We start from the raw sequence: 19,076 nt of genomic DNA on the forward strand, positions 1-19,076 counted from the left end.
CGGGGCCGACGGGGCCGACGGGGCCGACGGCGACCGTCACACCGCTGCCCAGCGCAACCTCTTCAACCGCATGCTCGGCCGCCTCCACCACTGCCCCACGAAACGAACCCACTGCGACGAAGCCACCGCATTCCGTCCCTCAAGCCCCTCAACTCTCCGTTGCCGCTTGACAGATCAACTGCATCGGATGTCTCTTTCGAAGATCCTGATGTCCATGCCGGGCATCGGCGTCAGGACCGGAGCCAGGATCCTGATCGAGATCGGCGACGGCAGCACACCTTCCCGACCGCCGGCCACCTCGCCGCCTACGCAGCACTCGCCCGGCAAACCCGGAGCTCGGGCTCATCCATCCGGGCGAACACCCCTCCCGGAGGGGAAACAAGCAGCTTGAACGAGCCATCTTCCTCTCCGCGCTCGCCGCCCTGGCCTGCTCACCGGGCCACGGTCGAAGGGCGAACATCCAGCTCACCGTGTAGGCGCTCAACGAGCGCCTCGAACTCACCGGCACCGTCCGCAGTGTGGTTGAAAATGACACACACGTCTTCGCCGTAATGCTCCACGTAGGAACGGGTGCCCTTCACGATGTGGAAACCGAACCGCTTGTAGAGCCGGAACTGGCCGTCCGCGGTCCCGGAGATGCCGATCATCGCCTCGGCCCCGAGCTGCCGGGCAGCCGCCATCGCCACCGCGTACATGTACGCCCCAAGGCCCAGGCCACGCGCTGTTGCGTCCACCACCAGACGACTGTGCTCGAACACTCCCCCCGCCCCGGCCTCCTCTACGCGCAGAAGAGCAGTAAACCGCTCCGGCCCGAGGAAAACACGGGACTGAAAGTGCTCGACGGTTCCCGGCGTCACGAGCCGTATATAGCCGATCACGGGTCCGCCGGGCCCCTGGCGGGCCGTGAAGTGCCAAGACCCCAGATCCAGCACCTGTGCATCGACGTAACGCCCATCTGCGGCACGAAACTCTGGGCGCCGACCACCATCAAACAGAACACGGGCACGAAACTCGCGACACCGTTCCAGCCTGGCTGCAGTCGCCGCATCCGGCTCCTGCGGAACAAAGAACGAATCAACACACCACGACATGGCTAGAGAAGACAAAGTCAAGTACCTATTGCGTCAAGTGAAGGCTGTACCCATCCATCCTCAGCCGACGCTTTCCCGGCGAACAGAGTGACAACTACTCGAAATCGGCCTTGAGGGCTTCCCTAACGAGCTCGTGCACGGTAGGCGGTGAGACGTCGAGGGTTTCGGAGGACTGGTGCTCACCTCTGTCATCGAGGGGCGAGGTCCGCGGTCTGCTGGTGGGAGAGCAGGCCGGCGACGGCCTGGACCATGTCGCTCAGGTGCTCGCGGCGGCCGTGGTGGCGGGCCAGTGCCCGCCAGTTCTTGAGGTGGTGGGCGATGCCGTGCTCGACGCGGATCCGCCGGGAGGAATGTGCCCTTGCGCTGTCGCTCGTGCATTCTCCTCGTACCAGTCCGGGGCCTTCTTCTTGAACTGCGGTGCGGTGGCGTCACCACACGTCCACCGGTCTGGGCGCCGAGACCCTGGTAGCCGGCGTCCGCGAGGATCTCCACCGCTGGGCCGTCCGCCAGGAGCTTGCCAGCCCTAACTCACGGGCGTGGGTGATGTCCGCGCAGCTGCCTGGCCTGGCCGGGCTGCTGAACAGCACCCGCCCGTTCTGGTCGGTGAGGACCATGGTCTTGACGGCGTTCTGCTTGTTCTTCCCGGAGATGAACGCGTCCCGGTCCTTGCGTCCGGCGGCCGGACGGCGGACCCGGATCTCGGTGCCGTCGATGATGCCGGTCTGCCCACTGGCACCGAGGTGGCCGACGACTTCGGCCCGTGTTCGCAGCCGGACGCCTGTGCTGGTCGTGCACTCCCGCTCGGCGAGCAAGGGCCGTATCTCGCCGATGGCCCGGGTGATGGTGGAGCGGCCGACTTTGAACCAGCAGGCCAGCACGTCGTGAGTGGCTCCGTGGCGGAGATGGACGAGAGTGGCCAGGAGTCGGTCGACGAACACGAACCGGTGCTTCGCACCGGCGCCCACAGCACGCTTCGCGGCCGAGAGGCCAGCTTGGCCTGGTGACGCTCATGCCATAACGGGCCCAAGACGGCGATGAGTTCGGCGATCACATCGGCCGACAGCCCCGTGATCCGGCGATTGATGACGATCACTGCACGAGTCACGGTTCCCACCACCCGACCATGATCAACCATCCGGGGCTCGACGTCTCACCGCTAACCGTGCACGAGCTCGTAGCCATCGGCGAACTGAGCGGTGCCAGCCGCAAAGTGGACGCCGAGGTCCTGGGACACATCTACCCGGCCCGCAGCTCGATGGTTAACGACGACGGCTCCATCACGACCACGAACTCGCCCAGCTCGACGAGCAGGGCCACCGGCCCCTGCGGACCGTGGCCGTCGACGAGCCCGGAGCCGGGCTGTAAGCAGCCGTCGGCCCCGCTGACTCCGGACCGCCTGGCACGGCTCACGCTCGACTACTCGTCGGCATCCGCCCTCTCGGCTGCGAGCACGTCGGCGACGCTGTACCCGTTCACCACCACGTGCCGAGTCGCGGTCGGTATCGATCACGTGGTCGGCGATCCAGCGGTCGGCTTCTACTCACGGAGGTCTTCGAGGTATGGGGTGAGACGGGAATTTCACGTCACGTCACCACGTCACGTCGAGTCGCTCGAGGCCACGGAAGAAGTATTGAGGCAGGTAGGTGGGGGTGTAGTCGGGGGAAAGTCGCATGCCGGGGATGCGCTGGGTGAGGGCGGCCAGGGCTATCCGTCCCTGTGTGCGGGCCAGATGTGAGCCGGCGCAGCGGTGTGGCCCGCCTCCGAAACCGAAGTGCCCGCGGGCGTCGGTGCGGCCGGGGTGGAAGGTGTCCGGGTCGCTGAAATGCTTCTCGTCCCGGTTTGCCGATCCGTACAGGATGTACAGGTTCGTACCTTTGGGCAGGGTGACGCCGCCCAGTTCGACTCTCTGTGTGGTCTGCCGGAACAGTCCGCGCAGCGGCGCTTCGCGCCGCACCGCCTCTTCGAACATAGCCGGAATGACGGTCGGTTCGGCGCATGCGTGCTCCCAGTGTCGCCGCTCGGTCAGCATGCTGAACACGGCGCTGCCGATCGCGTCGCGGGTGCTGTTCAGGCCGGCGCTGACCCCCCACACGAACACCACGATGTCTTCCGGCGGCAGTGGCGTTCCGGGCAGGTTGTCCATGTGTACGAGGTCGGAGATGATGTCGTCGCGGGGGTCGTCACGACGCTCCTCGACCAGGTGGAGGAGGTAGGTCTGGTAGTCGATGAACCGGTGGGCGGCGGCGAGTTTGTCCTCGAGAGACGACAGCGGGATCGACAGCGTCATCATGTCGTCGTTCCAGTGCCTGGTGCGGATCACGTCGACTGGCGGAATGCCAAGGGCGGCCGAGATGACGGCGTAGGCGAGTCGGTCGGCGAACTGCCAGATGACCTCTGCTTGGCCGTCGTCAATGAACTCGTCTATGAGTTCGTCGGCGGCCTGGCGGATCCTCGGGCGCAGGGCGTTGATCCGCCGTCCGTGGAACGCCTGATTGGTGATGGCTCGGTGAATGGTGTGGTCGGGCGGATCCTCATTGATCATGATCCGGCCTTCGCGGATGCCACGGGCGAGGATCGCCTGCACCTCTGGGGGATTGTCCGACGGCATGGGCGTGGCGTTCCGGGATGAGAAACGCGCCGGGTCATTGAGCACGGTGCGCACGTCGTCGTAACGGGTGACCATCCAGGCGTCGAGCTCCGCAATATAGCCGACGGGCTGCTCATCTCGCGCCCACCGGTAGTAGGGGAACGGGTCGTCACGCTGGGGCGCGCCCCTGGGGTCGTAGGTGGAGATAAGTTCCGGTGGGACGGGGCATCCACGTATGCCTTCGCCTTCGGCCCGCGCGGCTGGCGCTGGGCATGTCGTCTGGTCGGGATTCATCTGGGTCCTCACATGTGCTTCCGCGTCAAGGTCGGGTAATGAGCGTGCCGTGGTAGGACGAATGCTCTTGTCCGGTCGCGAGGTTGATCGGCCCGTCGGTGATCACTCGGCCCGTCGCATTGGCGTACGAGCCGGTGCCTCCGGTCCAGTAGATCCAGTTGCTGTGCTCTCCGGTGGCGTGGTCCAGGAGCCCTGCGGCCACGCCGTCGAGCTGCCCGTCGGGGCGGGTAATGGTGATCTTTGCTCCGGACTGGCTGACCGTTCTCGCTGAGCCTTCCGCGACGGTGGCGGGCAGGACCTCGATGAAGACCTCGCCGGCCAGGTCACCGGTGGCGGCTCCGGTCAGGGAAGGACCCTGTGAGCTGCCGCCTTCTGCGGACCCGGGGGCGTGGAACTGCAGGGTGAACCCACCCTGTACATGTCGCGTGCTGGCGTCGGCTGCTGCTGCATCCGAGCAGCAGGGCAGCATCGATGCTTCTGCGGGATGAAGGGCTGACGGCGCGTGTTGGGTCATGGCAGTGCACCTTTCGGGTCGGTTGGTGAGGGCCGTTCTATGAGTCAGGACTGACAGGAATTCCGGGAGCGGCTTGCGGGCCAACGACAGGTCTGGCGGGACTTCGCCTACGGAATCCGGAACTTGTTCGATAGCGCGACGTCGAGGGCCAGGGTGAGGTGTTCGTCGATCGCGTCGAAGGACGCTTCGATCATGCCGCTGACGATTTCGCAACGCTGGGGGTCCAGGGGCTGGTCCTTGAAGGTGACCGGGGTGCTCTGCGCCTCGGCCGGATGCTTTGGCATGTGGGCGAGTTCGTGGCGGCCGGTGAGGTAGTCGAGCCTGAGGCCGGTGTCGGCTTCGATGTCGCCGGCCACTTTGGTGGAGTGCTCGAAGAAGGCGTCGCCGTTGGACTCCAGGGCGTGCATCAGCCACAGCCGCAGGACCGGGTCGGTATGTGCGGCAGCGAGATGGGTGAAGCCGGCCATGTTGCGCCGGTGGATGTCCATCTGCGGGTCCAGGAAGCAGAACTCCAGGGTGTCGCTGGCCGTCCATCCGAGCAGTTGGTCCAGGCCGAGTTCTCGCCAGTCGCTGAGGAATAGCGCGCTGTGCGTCTGTAGATCGTCGACCCAGCTGTTGACCGCACCTTCCAGCGCGTTCGCCGGGCGGTCGTACCGCATGGCGTAGGTGTTCAGGTCGCGGTATCCCATGATGTCCATCGCCCACAGCGGGATGAACCGTCGCATCGCCTGCAGCGGGGACAGATCCAGCCGGTCCCGCAGCCACAGGTAGAAGGGGTGCCGTGCAGTGCGCTCCTTGCGTTCGCCAAGCAGGCGCTGGAGCGGGACCTGGCTGGGATGGATCGGGCCGCCCGTGTCCACGACATAGCGTGCCCCGCTCGCGCTGGCCACCTCGGTAGGAGGTGTGAAAGCCGGCAAGGGCACGGCGCCGGAGACGACATACCGCTGCGCGAAGCGCATGAAGGTGTCGAACATCTCGGAGAACACGTCGAACATGGCATCGGCCAGTTCCATGGCCCGGTCGCGAAGACGATCGTCGAGGAGCACAGACTCGAAGACTTCCTCGCAGTCCATATGGCCCGTCTCCCGCGCCAGGTGATAGGGGCCCAGATAGGGGTAGTCGATGCCGGTCGTGCCGGTGAGCTGGGATGCGATCGGTGCCACGTAACCGAAGAAGACGGCGCCGCAGGCCTCGATAACCTCAGAATGAGCGAAACGCAGCAGCGGGTCTCCCTCATCGGCGGCCGCAAGAGACAGGAAGCGGATGCCGTGACCACGCGCCACCTCGTTGGCCTCGGCCAGGAATAGCCACCACAGAGTGTCGCTGGCACGCCAACCCAACCGCTCGTCCAGTCCGAGCCGACGCCAATCATCCAGGAACAGCCGCGAATGTGTCTCGTCCTCGAACGAGTGGAGATTGATTCCCTCTTCGAGTACGTTGCCGGCCTGCGGATAACGAAGGACCCACTTGTTCACATCGCGGAAGCCCATGGAAAAATTCGAGAGCATCGGCAGGAACGTCAGCCTGTCCCCGAGGGGGGTCTCGTTGGATACAACCCACTCGAAGAACGGATGCTTCCCGAGCACCTCGCGACGCCGCTCAATGTGTCGAAGCACGGTTTCCATCCTTGAACCCTTTCATCGAATGATGCCACTAGAGGTGGTTATGCCCGACCCGCTCTATTTCCTAGGACGGTCCCAAGTTTTGCGAGGTGACGGGTGGCTCAGCATTCCACCCAGAGATGAGACAACCAGCGAGCCAGTGGACGGAACTCCTGCCACTCAGGGCTCCGCGCCAACGAAATATCCGGCATACGTGACAGCATCTGCTCGAAAGCGATCCGGACCTCCAGCCTGGCCAGCTGTGCACCCAGACAGGAGTAGGGCCCGGTGCCGAATCCGAGATGCCGGTTGTCAGCCCGGTCGATCACAAACTCGTCCGGGTCGGCAAATACCGAAGGATCGCGGTTGGCTGCCGCGACGGCTATCAGCACCGTGTCGCCCGCCTTGACGTGCTTTGAGCCGAGAACCATCTCGGCCTTGGCCACCCGCGTCGTAATGAACACCGGACCGTCGTAGCGCACCACCTCCTCGACCGCCCTGGGCACGAGCGAGCGATCGTTCAACAGGCGACACCACTGACCAGCGCTCTCCAAGAGCAGAAACGTGCCGGTAGCGATCACGTTTGACGTGGTTTCGAACCCAACGGCCACCATCATGATGAGGTTCGCGACGATCTCGTCCTCATCCAGGATCAAGCCGGTCCGCATACCCTCCAAGAACAAACTCACCAGATCGTCCCGCGGCTCACGCCTGCGCGCCTCGATCACCCGGTGCAGGTATTCAGCCGTCTCTTCGACTGCTCTTTGGGCATCCTGCAGCGCGGGAAAGTCGCTAACGTGAAAGACCTCGCTGATGGCCTGCGACCAGTCGATCAGCATGCTGCGATCTTCCGGTGGAAGTCCGATGGTATGCGCAATGACGCTCGCACTGTAGGGGTAGGCAAATTCGGTGACGACGTCGCCCCCACCCCGACGGGCGATGTCCAGAAGCAGCGAATCTGCCGACTCGCGAATGTATGGTTCCAGCCGGCCGATTTCACGAGGGGAGAAACGCGGGCGGAGAAGCTTCGCATAACGCTTGTGGTCTTCAATCCTGGGAAGCCCCATCCACTGCTCGACCGACCGGCGCAATTCTTCGAGAGAACGCTGCGCACTGGGGGAAAGGTGCTCGATCCGCCGGGTCATCCCGGTTGGCGACAAGGCCTCGCTGCGAAGGGCATCCGCCACGTCGTCATATCTCAGCAGAAGCCAGGAAGAGAACTCTTCGCTCCAGTGAACGGGATCAATCTCGCGCAGTGTGTGCAGAACGGGGTGCGGAGAATGGAACAGGCCCGGACTGGTCAAAGAGAGTTCGCGCACAGTCATCCTTACCCACCCCGCCCAGCCGCTATCTCGTGCGATGAATCACTGGCAAGGGATACTGCTGGCCGGCCGTGCAGAACCAGCGCTGTCGACGTCATCATGTGGACCCTCTATCGCGTCGAATCAGGTTCTGTCCCATTTACCCAACTCTCGACTGAATCTCGTATGAGTAATCCATACTCATTTGAGTACTTACTACTCACGGTCGATGGTTGCCGAGCCCGACCAGCCGCCGAGGCCGATCGCGAGGGTCGCAGGCCGCACTCACCGGCAACGACTAGGGGAGGTCTTTCCGATCTCGGATCGTTGGTCCGGTTGTGAGGGATGGGGAGGTTTCTGACGCTGCGCGGGTGGTGATCGCGCCGTTGCTACGGCCCGCGGGTCGGGCTCGTGGCTGGTGGCTGGTGGCTGGTGGCTGGTGGCTGGTGGCGAGATCACCGCCAGGTTCTCGAGGGCATCGTGTTCAAGTTCCGCACCGGCCTGCCCTGGAGAGACCTGCCCGAGCGGTTCGGAACCTGGCAGACCGTCCATGGACGGTTCACCCGCCCTCTCGATCTACGACCCTCGCCGGCGCCGGGCAATCGACCGCAGCCTCACCCAGCGGCTGCGGTCAGGCAGGCCGATGCGTCGTCCGAAGATCGCCCGCCGGCCCACTGGACGGGGCGTCATCCGCGGCATGGTGTCCATCACCGCCCGCCCCGCCGAGGTCGAAGACCGAAAGGGTCCCGGCCACTGGGAGGGTGACTCGTGATGGGCACCCGCCCCTCGGCCGTCGTTGCGCTGCCGAACGGCATCAAGGCTGAGCAGGTCGCACCGCACCTCATCAGGAGTCTCCTTGGCATCCCGCCCCAGCTGCGGCGGACCCTCACCTGGGATCGGGGCCGGGAGATGGCCGAGCACCAGGCCATCACCGCCGAGACGGGTAAGCCGATCTACCTCTGCAAGCCGCGGAGCCCGTGGCAGCGCGGCACCGACAGAACACCAACCGACTGTTGCAGCAGTACCTTCCCAACGGGGCTGGCCTTCGCGCCTTCAGTCAGGCCGACCTGGACGCCATTGCCCACGAACTCAACCATCGCCCGCGCAAGACCCACGGCTACCGGACTCCGTCAGAGGTCTACGCTGACTTCCTGAGCAGCGGTGCTGCGCTGACCGCTTGAGCCCGCCATCGAATGACGACAGGCGATCCACGCGTTCAATGAACCCGTGCAATCCGGGGGTTCGAGGCGGCGCGAATCCAGTCAGATCCGGTGGCGATTGCTCAGGGTTTGATGACAGATAGGGTCCGATCCTCCGTACGGAAGGGGCCCTTCGGCGGCGAACCTGGTCTACAAGCGGGTCTCGACCGACCAGCAGTCGACGTCCCGGCAGAACCTCGTCCTGGCCGAGGCCGGGATCGAGGACCCGGTCGTCTTCGAGGAGGACCGGGCACTTCCAGCCAATTCCATCCTCTTCAGCGCCCGAAGTTCCGCGAGTTGCTCACCTACGCGCGGCCGGGCTACACCGTGCACATCTCCGAGATGTTCCGCCTCGTGCGCGGCAACCAGCACATCCTCGACGTGCTCGACGTCCTCCACCGCGACCGCCTCTCCCTGCGCATCCACGACGGCGCGTTCTCCGCGATGGACCTCACCTCCCGCCACCGGCGCACCGGCGAGCTGCTGTCCACCGTGAAGTTCATGGTGCAGACCCTCGCCGCCGCCGCCGAACTCCAACGCGAGCTACAGCACGAGCTGACCTACGACGGGCCGCGGGCAGCCGAGGCGGACACCACCCAGCCATCCCGACCGACAAGACCGGCGACGTGCGCTCCGCGTAGGAGGACAACGCCGAGCCCCGACAGGCGCGGGCCCGTGTCGAGCACGCCTTCGCCCGCATGAAGCACTACAAGATCCTTCGCGACTGCCGCCAGCGCGGCAACGGCCTCCACCACGCGGTCCAGGCCGTCGCCCACATGCACAACCTCGCCCTGGCAGCGTGACCAGGCCGGCCCCAAAACCAACCCTGACCTGCCCGGACGCAACCTCTGCAACGCGTTTTAGGACCGCAGCGCGACGGTGACCATCCGCTGCGGGGGCTGCCGCCGACAGTCCGGGGTGTCATGAGACTGAGTAATCTGGAAGCGGCTGACCGCCGCGCCCGGAACTGCTCGAGTTTCCTCCGATGGCGGAAGCCACCGGAGGCTGTCATGGGCACGCAACCACAGCAGATCTTGCGGTGGCCGCTGACCAGCCGGGACGGCGAACTGGACGACTTCGCGAAGGCGTGGGCTGGCCGGCGGTGCCGGGGCGTGGTGATCTACGGCCCGGCGGGGGTGGGCAAGTCACGGCTTGCCGAGGAGTGCCTGGCCCGAACCGTCCACGCCGGGTGGAAGGGGCGCCGCGCGACGGCGTCGGCGGCGGCCGCAGCGGTGCCTCTCGGCGCGATCGCGCACCTCATCCCGCCAGGAATCGACTTGTCTGATCCCGTCACCGGCTTCGCGGCGGTGGCCGCCGCGCTGGCCGGGCCCAGGCAGGACCGTCAGTGGGCGGTGTGGGTCGATGACCTACACCTGCTGGACGCTTCCTCTGCGGTACTGCTGCGCCAACTCATCGACGCCCGGGTGGTGCGGCTGATCGGCACCATCCGCACTGGCGAGCCGGTGGGTGAGGCGGTCGAGGCGCTCGCCGGCGTCGATGCGGTGCACCGCATCGACCTGGAGGCATTCGGCCAAGAGCAGGCCCAGGCGGTGCTGGCGGCCGCTCTGGGGGGTTCGGTGGGGCGACGCACCTTGCGCGAGCTGTGCACCGCCTCCGGGGGGAACGTACTGTACCTGCGGGAGCTGGTTACGGGCGCGCTGGCTTCGGGAACACTGGCCAGCGACGGGGAGCTGTGGGAACTTTCCGAGGGAGGTCTGGCGGGCACCCCGCGACTGGCCGAGCTGATCGAGGCCCGGCTCTCCTCCGTCGACCCCGCAGCTCGGCCGGTGCTGGAACTGCTCGCCCTGGCCGAGCCGCTGCCGCTGGCCGACGCCCAGCAGGCCGCTCCCCCGGGCGTCCTGATCCAACTGGAACACGCCGGGCTCGTGGAGGTCACCAAGGGCCGCCGCCGTGCCACCCTGCAGCTCGCCCATCCCCTCTACGGGGAAGTCCTGCGCCCTCGCATACCCTTCACCCGGCGGCGCGCGCTGCTACTTGAGCAGGTCGACCGCATCCGGGCATCCGGAGCCCGGCGGCAGGAAGACACCCTCCGCATGGCCACCTGGAGCCTGGCCGCCACCGGCACCGCCGACCCCGAAGTCCTCATCCAGGCAGCCGCGCTGGCCCGCCATGCCAACGACTACGACCAAGCTGCAGTCCTGGCCGAGGCGGCTTGGAAGCAGGAGCAGAGCGGGCCCGCGGCCTTGAGCTATGCCACCGCGCTCATCGGCCTGGTGCGCCATGATGAAGCGGAAGACGTGCTGCTGCAGGCCGAAGCCCTGGTTCCCGAGATGGAACGGCCGGCCCTCGTCGAGGCCCGGGTGAACAACGACATCCTGCAAGGCCGCCTCCTCGACGCTCAGCGGCTCCTCCAAGACCGCCGCGAGCCTCGGAGCCAACTGTCACTGGCGACCGTCCTGTACTTCCGTGGACGTTTCCGCGACAGCCTCGAATGCTGCCGTCCCCTGCTCGCCGGAGCCGACACCGCGACGGCCATGGACGCCGCCATCTTCGCCACCTCCGCCCTCCTGCGGCTGGGACTCATCGAGGAAGCGACATCCACGTTCAAACCGCTGCGCCGGTATATTTCGCCCGGTGATGGTGATCAGCAGAACAGCGAGCGGAAGGTCTCCCTGTTTTCCGACTTCATCGAGGATGTCCACGCGTACGCACGCGCCCTCAGCGGAGACCTGCGGGCGGCCGAGGAAATCCTGACACGTCAATATGAAGAGGCCATCGCGAGGAAAGAACCCGCGATAGCAGCGCGCAGAGCTACCGGCCTGGGGTTCGTCCTCATGGAGCGCGGGAGGCCCCGCTCAGCGCTAAACGTTCTCCACTCCGTCGCCACACAACGCACCCACTGGAACCTGTTCACCCAATGGTCCCAAGCCAACGCCATCACCTGCGCGGCGCTGCTCAGACAAACCTCAAGCGCCGACCTGTACTTGGCATCCCTGCCAACGGCTGGCGACGATCTCGAGGCATGCAACAACCGGCTCGCCCGCGCCTGGCGCGCCTGGCTTGATTCCGACAAGACGCAAATCGAACAACTCCTGCTGCAGGCCGCCGAGGAAACCAGGCAACTCGGCCAGGACCTGCACAGGATATGGATCGTTCATGCCATGGGGCGCCTTGGTATGGCCGACCTGGCCGGCCCCTACTGGGACATTCCCGCACAGGGAGATTTCTTGAAAGCACGGCTGGACTACACCCGAGCGATCGCTCACAGGGATGTCGAACTCCTCACCCGGGTCGGCCAGGTCTTCCTCGATGCGGGCGCCGACCTCTTCGCCGCCGAAGCCCTCGCCGAGGTTGCGAACCTGCACCATCGTGGCGGCCGAGCACGCCTGGCCACCGCAGCCGCCAGCCGGGCCACGGCAGCAGCGGCCCGGTGCGAAGGCGCACGCACCCCCGCACTCACCTATCTCAGCACCATCGAGATCGCGACCCCGCTCACAGCTCGGGAACGCGAAATAGCCATGCTCGCCGCGGCCGGCACCGCCAGCAAGGAGATCGCGGACACCCTGCACCTGTCGGTACGCACCGTCGACAACCACCTTCAGCACACCTACACGAAACTCGGCGTCGCCACCCGCCACGAACTCGCCCGGGCCCTCGGCGTCACACCCCGCCGGGCCTGAGGGGACGCTGTCAGCAGTGGCCACGCCGACTCACACCCACGGCTGGAAAACGAACGCAGCCGGCCACGGCCACCCGGTGCGCGGGGGTGATCGCACGCAGCCGACAACCACGCATAACGGCAACGAGGACTGTGCAGATGATCGGCCCTGGCCCGGGCCATCCTCGAGCAGGGGAACGACCCGACCACCGCGCGGCCATAGCCCAGGCGGCGGTGCCGCAGCGGACAGCCGTATCGCCGGTACCGAGCGCGTCTGCCGCTGTGGTGCATGCACGGGTTCGAACTCGTCCAGGCCCGCTACGTCCGCAACAACCCTCTCACCGGCGCCCTCCAGCGCCAGGCGTTCTCCGCCCTGCGCGCCTCCCCAAGCGCCCGCCGCTACTACGACAAGCAGCGAGCCCGAGAGGCCGGCTACAACTCCGCTTCTCCGCCAGGTCGGCAACCGGCTCGTCGGCGTCCTCCACAGATGCCTCAAGACCCGCACCCTCTACGGTGAGGCCACCGCCTGGTCACACCAGGCTCTGCCTCAAGCCTCCTGACCGGCCCGAGGGATCAATCCTCGACGAGACGGAAGGCCAGGCAGACCACTGGAGTGTCGTCCTCCACCGGGGTGCCCAAGCGATTCCAGTAGCGGCGGTGTCCGGCGCGCCACTCCTCCAGAGAGGCATCGCCCTCCCCTTCAGCTTGGACATGCTCCCAAGTCACCTCGCTGAAGGCCTTGACTTCCACACCAGTGATCTCGATGACGGCGATGGACTGCCTCTGGTCGTCCAGCAGCGGCATCCGTTCGCCGGGGTACTCCAGCCCCTCGGTTTCCTTCGCGTAGTCCCCCAACAGACCAGTGGTGGTGGTCTTCTGTCCGGCAAGCACCAGGGAGTTCAGCTCTGCCCGCATCCCGTCCGGAGTGCCGAGCTCCATCGAACGCATGCCATTAACCCGCGGCCACACCTGTCATCACCTCTCTTGCCCGCCGCCGACAGGCGGATCGCTTCCATTCGAGGATAGGAGAAATCCTCCTCTGCGACCGACTGCCTCGCTCCTGAGACTCTCAAGATCACTTGCGAAGCAGATCCGCTTGACGTCCAACGACATGGGGTGTCTGAGCAGACTCGACAGCGCTCGCCGCAGCGGCATCAAAGAGGGCCGCGGAAACGGTTCCCGCACCCTGGTCAATCTCGTCGCGGCAGAGGTCCGGCGACTTCTGGCGGAAGGCCGAACCAGGAGCGCTTCCAGGTGGTACCGGTGTCGTCTTCGGCTCGGCCTTCGTCGACCCCCGCGAACCGGACAATGGGCTGGGCAACCCCTTCGCTGTCGTCATGGGCGCCGACGTGGGGTGCGGGCCAGACGGCCCCTCCGGATACGAGCTTGACCTCACTGTCGTGACACCGACCGGGAAGACGCTCAGGGCGTGCACCCACGGTTTCACTGGCGCCGTGCAGGCGCAGCTGGACGCGCCAGGCCTGGCCAGAACCAGGCGTTACGCGACGTCCTCCCCGAAGACGTTTCGGCGAGTTTCTTGGTGTCACGTCTAACCCGCTCGCGCCAGGCCCGCACGGCCGGCGCCGCATCCCGGAATTGCTGGGTGCGCACGGGTATGGGGCGTCAACATCTCACTTCCCCAGCCGGGGGTCTGTCGGCATCAAAATGCACCAGGAGGCGGACGAGCCGACGGCGGAGTATGCGCAACATCTGAGGACCTCGCCAGTGAGCGGGGATTCCGTCGCCGCCTGGAACGCTGAGGCACCCGGCTGCGGACAGGGTGGTGGCAGGCCGAGGCGGAACGGGCTGTGGGCCGGTTTCGTCCAAGGGGTACGCCCGCTGACAGAAGAACGCCGGAGGGCCATGGCGCGTCAGTGCCGAGGCCCACGGGGGCCAGGCCGCGAACTGTGCTCCTGGGCCCCCGCCGACTCCGTCAGTAGGGCAGGGGCCGTCCCGACGGTGTACGAAGATCGAGAGGGGCCGGGCGACGCGGCGGCTTGGGACGACCTGTACGCGGACGCGCATGTCGCTTCTCCTTCCAGTGGATCTCCGAACCGGCGAAGGCGGAGATCGGTAACCTCTGCCACTCAGCCTGCCCCGGTAGTCAGCGGGCGCGGTGAGCAATCCCTACTCACTTGCTGATAAGACGGCCGAAACGCTCCACGTCTCAGTCCTGAAGCGGGGTCCACGGGCTGTGATCATCCCGCGTCGGATCTCTGGTTGAGCAGGGTGCGCAGGGCGCGCCGGTTGTCGATGCCGAGCTTGCGGTAGATGCGGTAGAGGTGGTTGTCGACGGTGCGGGGTGAGACGACGAGCCGTTGGGCGATCTCCTGGCTGGTGTGTCCGGCGGCGGCCAGCAGCGCTATCTCCTTCTCACGGTTGCTGAGCGGCTCGCGTTCCTCGACGGCGTACAGGAGGAACGTAGGGAACCCGCGGTAGTTCTCGCGTGCCTTTGCGCACCTGTGCGCGGCGGCGGTCGCCATTCGTGGTTCGTGGGCGCGCTGGTGAAGGCGGGAGGCCACCGCCCACGCTTCCGCCGCGTACAGGGGGGCCTGGGCCTGTTCGAACATCTCGGCGCACAGCGTGACGTCCTTGGCTGATCCCATGGCTGTGGACTTCGCGAAGGCGATGCGGATCTTGTCGACTGTGCCTTGGACGTTCTGGCTGTCGGGGGGGCACAGCGCTGCCGCGGTCTCGCTGTGTCCGATTCGGGTCAGGGCGTGTACGACGTCGGCGAGTTCGCCAAGAGCGCCGTGTTCCAGCACGCGTCGTCCTGCCTCTGTGAGGCGTTTCGCGGCGGACTGGCGGCGGCCGTCGTGCATGTCGCAGGTCGCCAGGGCCAGATCGATGTCAACGGGTTGCGGGCCGTCGTTCAGGTAAGGGTCCAGGCGGAGCTGGGCTGCCTCCCTGAGGTGGGTGTCATCGAGATGAAGTGCGGAGATTACTTCTCCCGCGCGTGCGAGCTGCTGGACCAGTGGTAGGTCGTCGTTTCCGCCGGCGCCGCAGAAGAGTCGGTGCGCCTCCGCCACTTCGCCTTGTTCGAACAGCAGACGGGCCAGAGCCAAGCCGGCACGGCTGGCGAGCATCGTGTTGCGTGATGTCGCGGCGTCGCGGGCAAGCTTGCGCAGGCGCGCGACGGCTCCGGGTCGTCTGCCTGTGATGCCCTCGGCATAACAGGTCAGAACGGGGATATTCAGTATCTCGTAGTCGGGCAGGTCAGCCTCGTCGAGGGACCGCATGGCCCATTCCAGGCGAGGGGTGATGCCGAGGCAGTCCAGGGGCCTGCCCAATCTCAGAAGTGCCGGAAGAGCCACCGCTCCTGCTACGGCGACGCGTAGGGGATCGCTGTCGTCGAGCAGCCGCTTCGCAGACTTCCACGCCGTGCGGCAGTCGCCGCTCATGAACGCGAGGACGGCTTTGTCGAGGTCCGATGAGGCCAAGGTGGTTTGGACCTGCAGGCCGCTGAGGTCCGCGGGCGAGTAGGTCAGGGCATCGGGATGCAGTCCCAACGGCTCCCCGATCTCCTCGGCCATGGGAAGCGCATGCAGGATGTTTGCTCGATTGCTGATGCTCTGCGCGGCCGCTGCGACATGGGGTTCGGGAGACGAAGCCAGGACGTCCAGGACGCCGTGGGCCTGCGCCTGACGGCCCGCATGGCTGAGGATCTTGCTGAAGAGGAGCCCGGCGGCTGGAGTCCTGTGTGAGCGCCATGCCGCCTCAGCCAGGGCATGCGCCGTTGTCCAGTCCCTCGACCACCAGGCCGTGCGTGCGGATGACAGCAACTCCCCCTCGGCCACGTTCCGCCCCACTTCGTGACGCCAGAGCGTGAACTGCACTTCACGCCCCTCGGCATGGCCCTCGCGCTGCAAGGTGTACAGCAACTGCCGCAGCAGCCTGCGCCTGCGCAAAGCTGAAACATTCCAGGCTGTCACCCGCCCCACGAGCTGGTCGGCCAGGCTGATGTCAGCGCCCTCGGGCCCCTCCTCAACCTGCGCCAGGGTGTGTGACTCAAGCTCCTCCCATACTGCCGCGTCGGCGATGCGCAGTGCGGCCGTCAGCGGCAGTGTCTGCGCCAGGCTGAGCGCCTCGAGGGCAGTCCTCCCTGCTTCGGACAAGGCCTCGGTGCGGGGGGCTGTCAGCTCCTGCAGGCGCGCCCCGACGTGGTCACCGGCATCAGCCCACATGCCATGCGTGTTGCGGGTCAGGATGCCGCTCTCCAGGGCGCTGTCGATCAGCTCGCGCAGAACTATCAAGTTCCCCTGGGCGAGGATGGCGAATCTGGCTGCAGTGGTGAACTCCACGGGTTCTGCGAGTAGTTCACTGCACACAGCAACGAGCTGGCTCTCGGAGAGACTGGTCACGGGCAGTCGGCACAGCCAGCCGTCCTTCCACAGGCCGAGGACCTCTTGCGATGTGGTCCGGCTGCCCGTCACCGCCAGCGCCAGCAGGCAGCGTCGTTCACGAGCGAGCTGCGCCAGCAGCGCCCCAGTGGCGTGGTCCAGGTAGTGGGCATCGTCGACACACACGAGCAGAGGTCGTCGGCGATGCTCTCGAGATACCACGGCGCAGGCCTCTGCAGCGGATTGAGGAATGGGCAACCCCGCCGATGCCATCGCGCTGGCCAGGGCCTGCAACGGTACGCCCTGCGTCGACTGTCCCGCCTGCACGGTAAGAGAACGAACGCCCTGCTCCTGCAGCATCGCGGACGCTTCCTGCAGCAGACGGGTCTTGCCGCAACCTGCTTCCCCGGACAGAACCACCCCCGCGCGGTCGGATGCGGCCAGTTCCGCCTTGATCTGCGACAGCAGAATCTCGCGCCCCACCAAGCGCGGTTGCGATGTCAGACGCACCCGGATGTTCCCGGGCTCACCGCTGTCTTGTCCTGCCATGGGCATAATTCCTTGTGGGTCACTGGCTCGCCGTCCAGCGGCAATGCGCACTCGATCGAGTGGCCACCCTGCGATCCCGTCCGCTGTGAGCGGATGAGTAAGGGCTACTCACCTTTGCTCCGTGCCTGCTGCCGCCGCACGGCCGGCCGACCCGTTCGCCGCATTGCAGTGTGGCGTCTGCATCCCCAGCCCTACGCACAGGACGACGAAACCGTTTGTGTGCGCGGCATGGTGACTCCCGGTTGCGCCGCAGCCACGTCGCCCACCAGGCCACGTCAATAGGCTTGACCGGAGTGACCTTCGTGATGCTCTGGCCGCGCCGCGATTGCAGCGAGGCTTCGGCCGGCGCGTGTTTCGGACCCGGAGCGAAGCACCGTTGGCAAGGAGGCGCCAGCAGTGTCACGGGCCGATGTGGGCTGGTGACACCGAAGAGACACATGTGTTCCCTGGCACCAGCTCCAGGTGCCCACACGGCCGCAGGCGACCTCGTACGGAGCCGACTTAGAACGGTCCCTGTGCGTGCTGAACGAACTAGGTGCCGCCCCCCACCAGCCCTGTACGGGAAGGAAATTGAGCTGGCCCGGTCAGGACGAGACGAAGTAGCAGAACAAGCAGGAGATCCGGGGCCGGCTGTCTCCCGGCGGCCGGTGCGACTTGCGGACGATAGCCGCCAGGGCGCGCGAATCGAGACCATCGACGAGCTTGAGCGTTCAGGGCGACGGCCCTCTCGCAGCCGGCAGCGATGCCGAGGAGAGCACGCAACTCCGAAAGGGCCTGGGCGAGGCTGGGAGCCTCCGAACAGTGCCGCTGTGGACTTGGCGGCCCCTTGGTGGTGGTAGTGCCTCGCAATACCTCTCAGGCCCCCGAAGGGGAAGGCTGGGCGCAGGAGTACAGGGATAACCGACGGGGCCACAGCCAGCGTCGCCACGAATGGTGAGACAACGGCAGGCGGTGGCCTCGAACAGAGCAGCGGACGATCCCGTGCGACTTGCTCACGTAGCGCGCTCGCATCCACATCGATCCCCTGGCTACCCCATGTGGCTTGCCTGCCGCTGCTCCCCCGCAAGGATGAAGGCGTCGCGGGTCCGGCATGGCGCCGGATGGCCCGCCGCCAGCTCGAACGCCTCTCCCTCTCGGGCGCGGGGCAATACTCGAGCCCGGGGATTCGGCCGCACCTGAACAACAACATCCAACCGACGTGGGTGCACAGGTAGGGGCAGGTGCGCCACAGTCCTGAGCCTCTCACAAGACTTGACAGTGGGCACTTATTCACTTCATAGACGACTATGCGCTATATAAGCCGGTATTTGACGGTGCTGCCCGTTTGGGTAGCGGTTGCTCAGGCTGCTGAAGAGCCGAAGGCGGAAGGTGTGAACAAGGAACCATGAATCTGATCCCGGTCTCACCAGATCGGCAGCATCAAGTTCGGATGTGATCACCATGTACGCCACCGACACCAGCCTCACCGGCCCGGCCGGTGGCACCCTCGTGACACAGCGGGCCGCTATCCTGGCCGCAGCAGAGGGCATCACACCAGACAACCGTCAGGTGCCGGTACAGATCCCCGCGCAACAGCCGTCCTGCAATGACAGGTCGTGGCCTCTTCTGCACCGGCCTGAGGCAGTGGCTGATGCCCGGCACCGCACCCAGGCCATACTGGAACACTGGCACGTCGCCGAGGACATCACAGACGTGGTGCTCCTCGTGGTCTCCGAGCTCGTCACCAATGCCGTCGAACACGCCCTTGCACCTGTAGTTCTCCATCTGCACCGCGAACGCGCTGAACACCGCATCTGGATCGGCGTCACTGATGGCGGCCCCGCCCCGCGCGACGGCGCATGGACCCGCTCGTGTTCCCACGACGAGCACGGCCGCGGCCTGGACCTGGTGAAGGCTCTCTGCGAGGCGCACGGCACCTGCGCGCACACCAACGGTCACAGCACCCATTGGGCACGCGTCGCACCGACAGCCGCCTGATTGG

13 protein-coding genes and 3 pseudogenes are annotated in these 19,076 nt (G+C 66.2%); 7 read left to right on the plus strand and 9 right to left on the minus strand.

Going from position 1 to position 19,076, the window contains the following annotated elements; genetic code table 11:
- Positions 1–193: 193 nt before the first annotated feature.
- A pseudogene (locus tag KV205_RS31760) lies at positions 194–425 on the plus strand (IS110 family transposase); the annotation flags it as partial.
- 6 nt (positions 426–431) lie between these two features.
- Here the strand turns inward: KV205_RS31760 and KV205_RS31765 are convergent.
- From KV205_RS31765 to KV205_RS31795, 7 genes are all read right to left on the minus strand, one after another.
- Positions 432–1,112: a GNAT family N-acetyltransferase gene (locus KV205_RS31765; RefSeq protein WP_265868281.1), complete on the minus strand. Its 681-nt coding sequence runs from the start codon at positions 1,110–1,112 to the stop codon at positions 432–434.
- 407 nt (positions 1,113–1,519) lie between these two features.
- A complete protein-coding gene (locus tag KV205_RS31770; protein WP_265868282.1) occupies positions 1,520–2,029 on the minus strand; it encodes a transposase in 510 nt (169 codons plus the stop codon).
- A gap of 298 nt (positions 2,030–2,327) precedes the next feature.
- Complete coding sequence (locus KV205_RS31775) at positions 2,328–2,501, minus strand: hypothetical protein (RefSeq protein ID WP_265868284.1); 174 nt, start codon at positions 2,499–2,501, stop codon at positions 2,328–2,330.
- Positions 2,502–2,679: 178 nt separating this feature from the next.
- Positions 2,680–3,972 carry a cytochrome P450 gene (locus KV205_RS31780; protein ID WP_265868285.1) on the minus strand — a complete coding sequence of 431 codons (1,293 nt, stop codon included), beginning with the start codon at positions 3,970–3,972 and terminating at the stop codon, positions 2,680–2,682.
- Between the two features lie 25 nt (positions 3,973–3,997).
- The gene (locus tag KV205_RS31785) at positions 3,998–4,486 is read right to left on the minus strand and encodes a hypothetical protein (RefSeq protein WP_265868286.1); all 489 of its coding nucleotides are present in this window, start codon (positions 4,484–4,486) and stop codon (positions 3,998–4,000) included.
- Between the two features lie 107 nt (positions 4,487–4,593).
- A complete protein-coding gene (locus KV205_RS31790; RefSeq protein WP_265868287.1) occupies positions 4,594–6,111 on the minus strand; it encodes a hypothetical protein in 1,518 nt (505 codons plus the stop codon).
- 98 nt (positions 6,112–6,209) lie between these two features.
- Positions 6,210–7,412 carry a cytochrome P450 gene (locus tag KV205_RS31795; RefSeq protein WP_265868288.1) on the minus strand — a complete coding sequence of 401 codons (1,203 nt, stop codon included), beginning with the start codon at positions 7,410–7,412 and terminating at the stop codon, positions 6,210–6,212.
- Between the two features lie 414 nt (positions 7,413–7,826).
- Here KV205_RS31795 and KV205_RS31800 point away from each other — a divergent pair.
- The 5 genes and pseudogenes from KV205_RS31800 to KV205_RS31820 form a co-directional block, all read left to right on the plus strand.
- A pseudogene (locus KV205_RS31800) lies at positions 7,827–7,955 on the plus strand (transposase); the annotation flags it as partial.
- Positions 7,956–8,401: 446 nt separating this feature from the next.
- Entirely contained in the window at positions 8,402–8,569 is a 168-nt protein-coding gene (locus tag KV205_RS31805; protein ID WP_265868289.1) for a hypothetical protein, read from the plus strand.
- A gap of 111 nt (positions 8,570–8,680) precedes the next feature.
- Positions 8,681–9,289: a recombinase family protein gene (locus KV205_RS31810; protein WP_265868303.1), complete on the plus strand. Its 609-nt coding sequence runs from the start codon at positions 8,681–8,683 to the stop codon at positions 9,287–9,289.
- Positions 9,250–9,390, plus strand: a pseudogene (locus KV205_RS31815) (transposase); the annotation flags it as partial. The gene KV205_RS31810 and the pseudogene KV205_RS31815, both read left to right, overlap by 40 nt.
- A gap of 207 nt (positions 9,391–9,597) precedes the next feature.
- A complete protein-coding gene (locus KV205_RS31820; RefSeq protein WP_265868290.1) occupies positions 9,598–12,228 on the plus strand; it encodes a helix-turn-helix transcriptional regulator in 2,631 nt (876 codons plus the stop codon).
- A 551-nt stretch (positions 12,229–12,779) separates the two neighbouring features.
- Here KV205_RS31820 and KV205_RS31825 read toward each other — a convergent pair.
- Together KV205_RS31825 and KV205_RS31830 are read right to left on the minus strand one after the other, a co-directional pair.
- Positions 12,780–13,145, minus strand: coding sequence for an ASCH domain-containing protein (locus KV205_RS31825; protein ID WP_265868291.1), 366 nt, complete (start codon positions 13,143–13,145; stop codon positions 12,780–12,782).
- Positions 13,146–14,404: 1,259 nt separating this feature from the next.
- Positions 14,405–17,095, minus strand: a complete 2,691-nt coding sequence (locus KV205_RS31830) for a LuxR family transcriptional regulator (protein ID WP_265868293.1) — start codon at positions 17,093–17,095, stop codon at positions 14,405–14,407.
- 1,440 nt (positions 17,096–18,535) lie between these two features.
- Between KV205_RS31830 and KV205_RS31835 the strand changes: the two genes are divergently transcribed.
- Positions 18,536–19,072 (plus strand): ATP-binding protein, encoded by a 537-nt coding sequence (locus KV205_RS31835; protein WP_265868294.1) that lies wholly within the window; start codon positions 18,536–18,538, stop codon positions 19,070–19,072.
- The last annotated feature ends 4 nt before the right edge of the window (positions 19,073–19,076 follow it).

The sequence above is a fragment of the Streptomyces sp. SKN60 genome, from assembly GCF_026236535.1.
Taxonomy (GTDB): Bacteria; Actinomycetota; Actinomycetes; order Streptomycetales; family Streptomycetaceae; genus Streptomyces.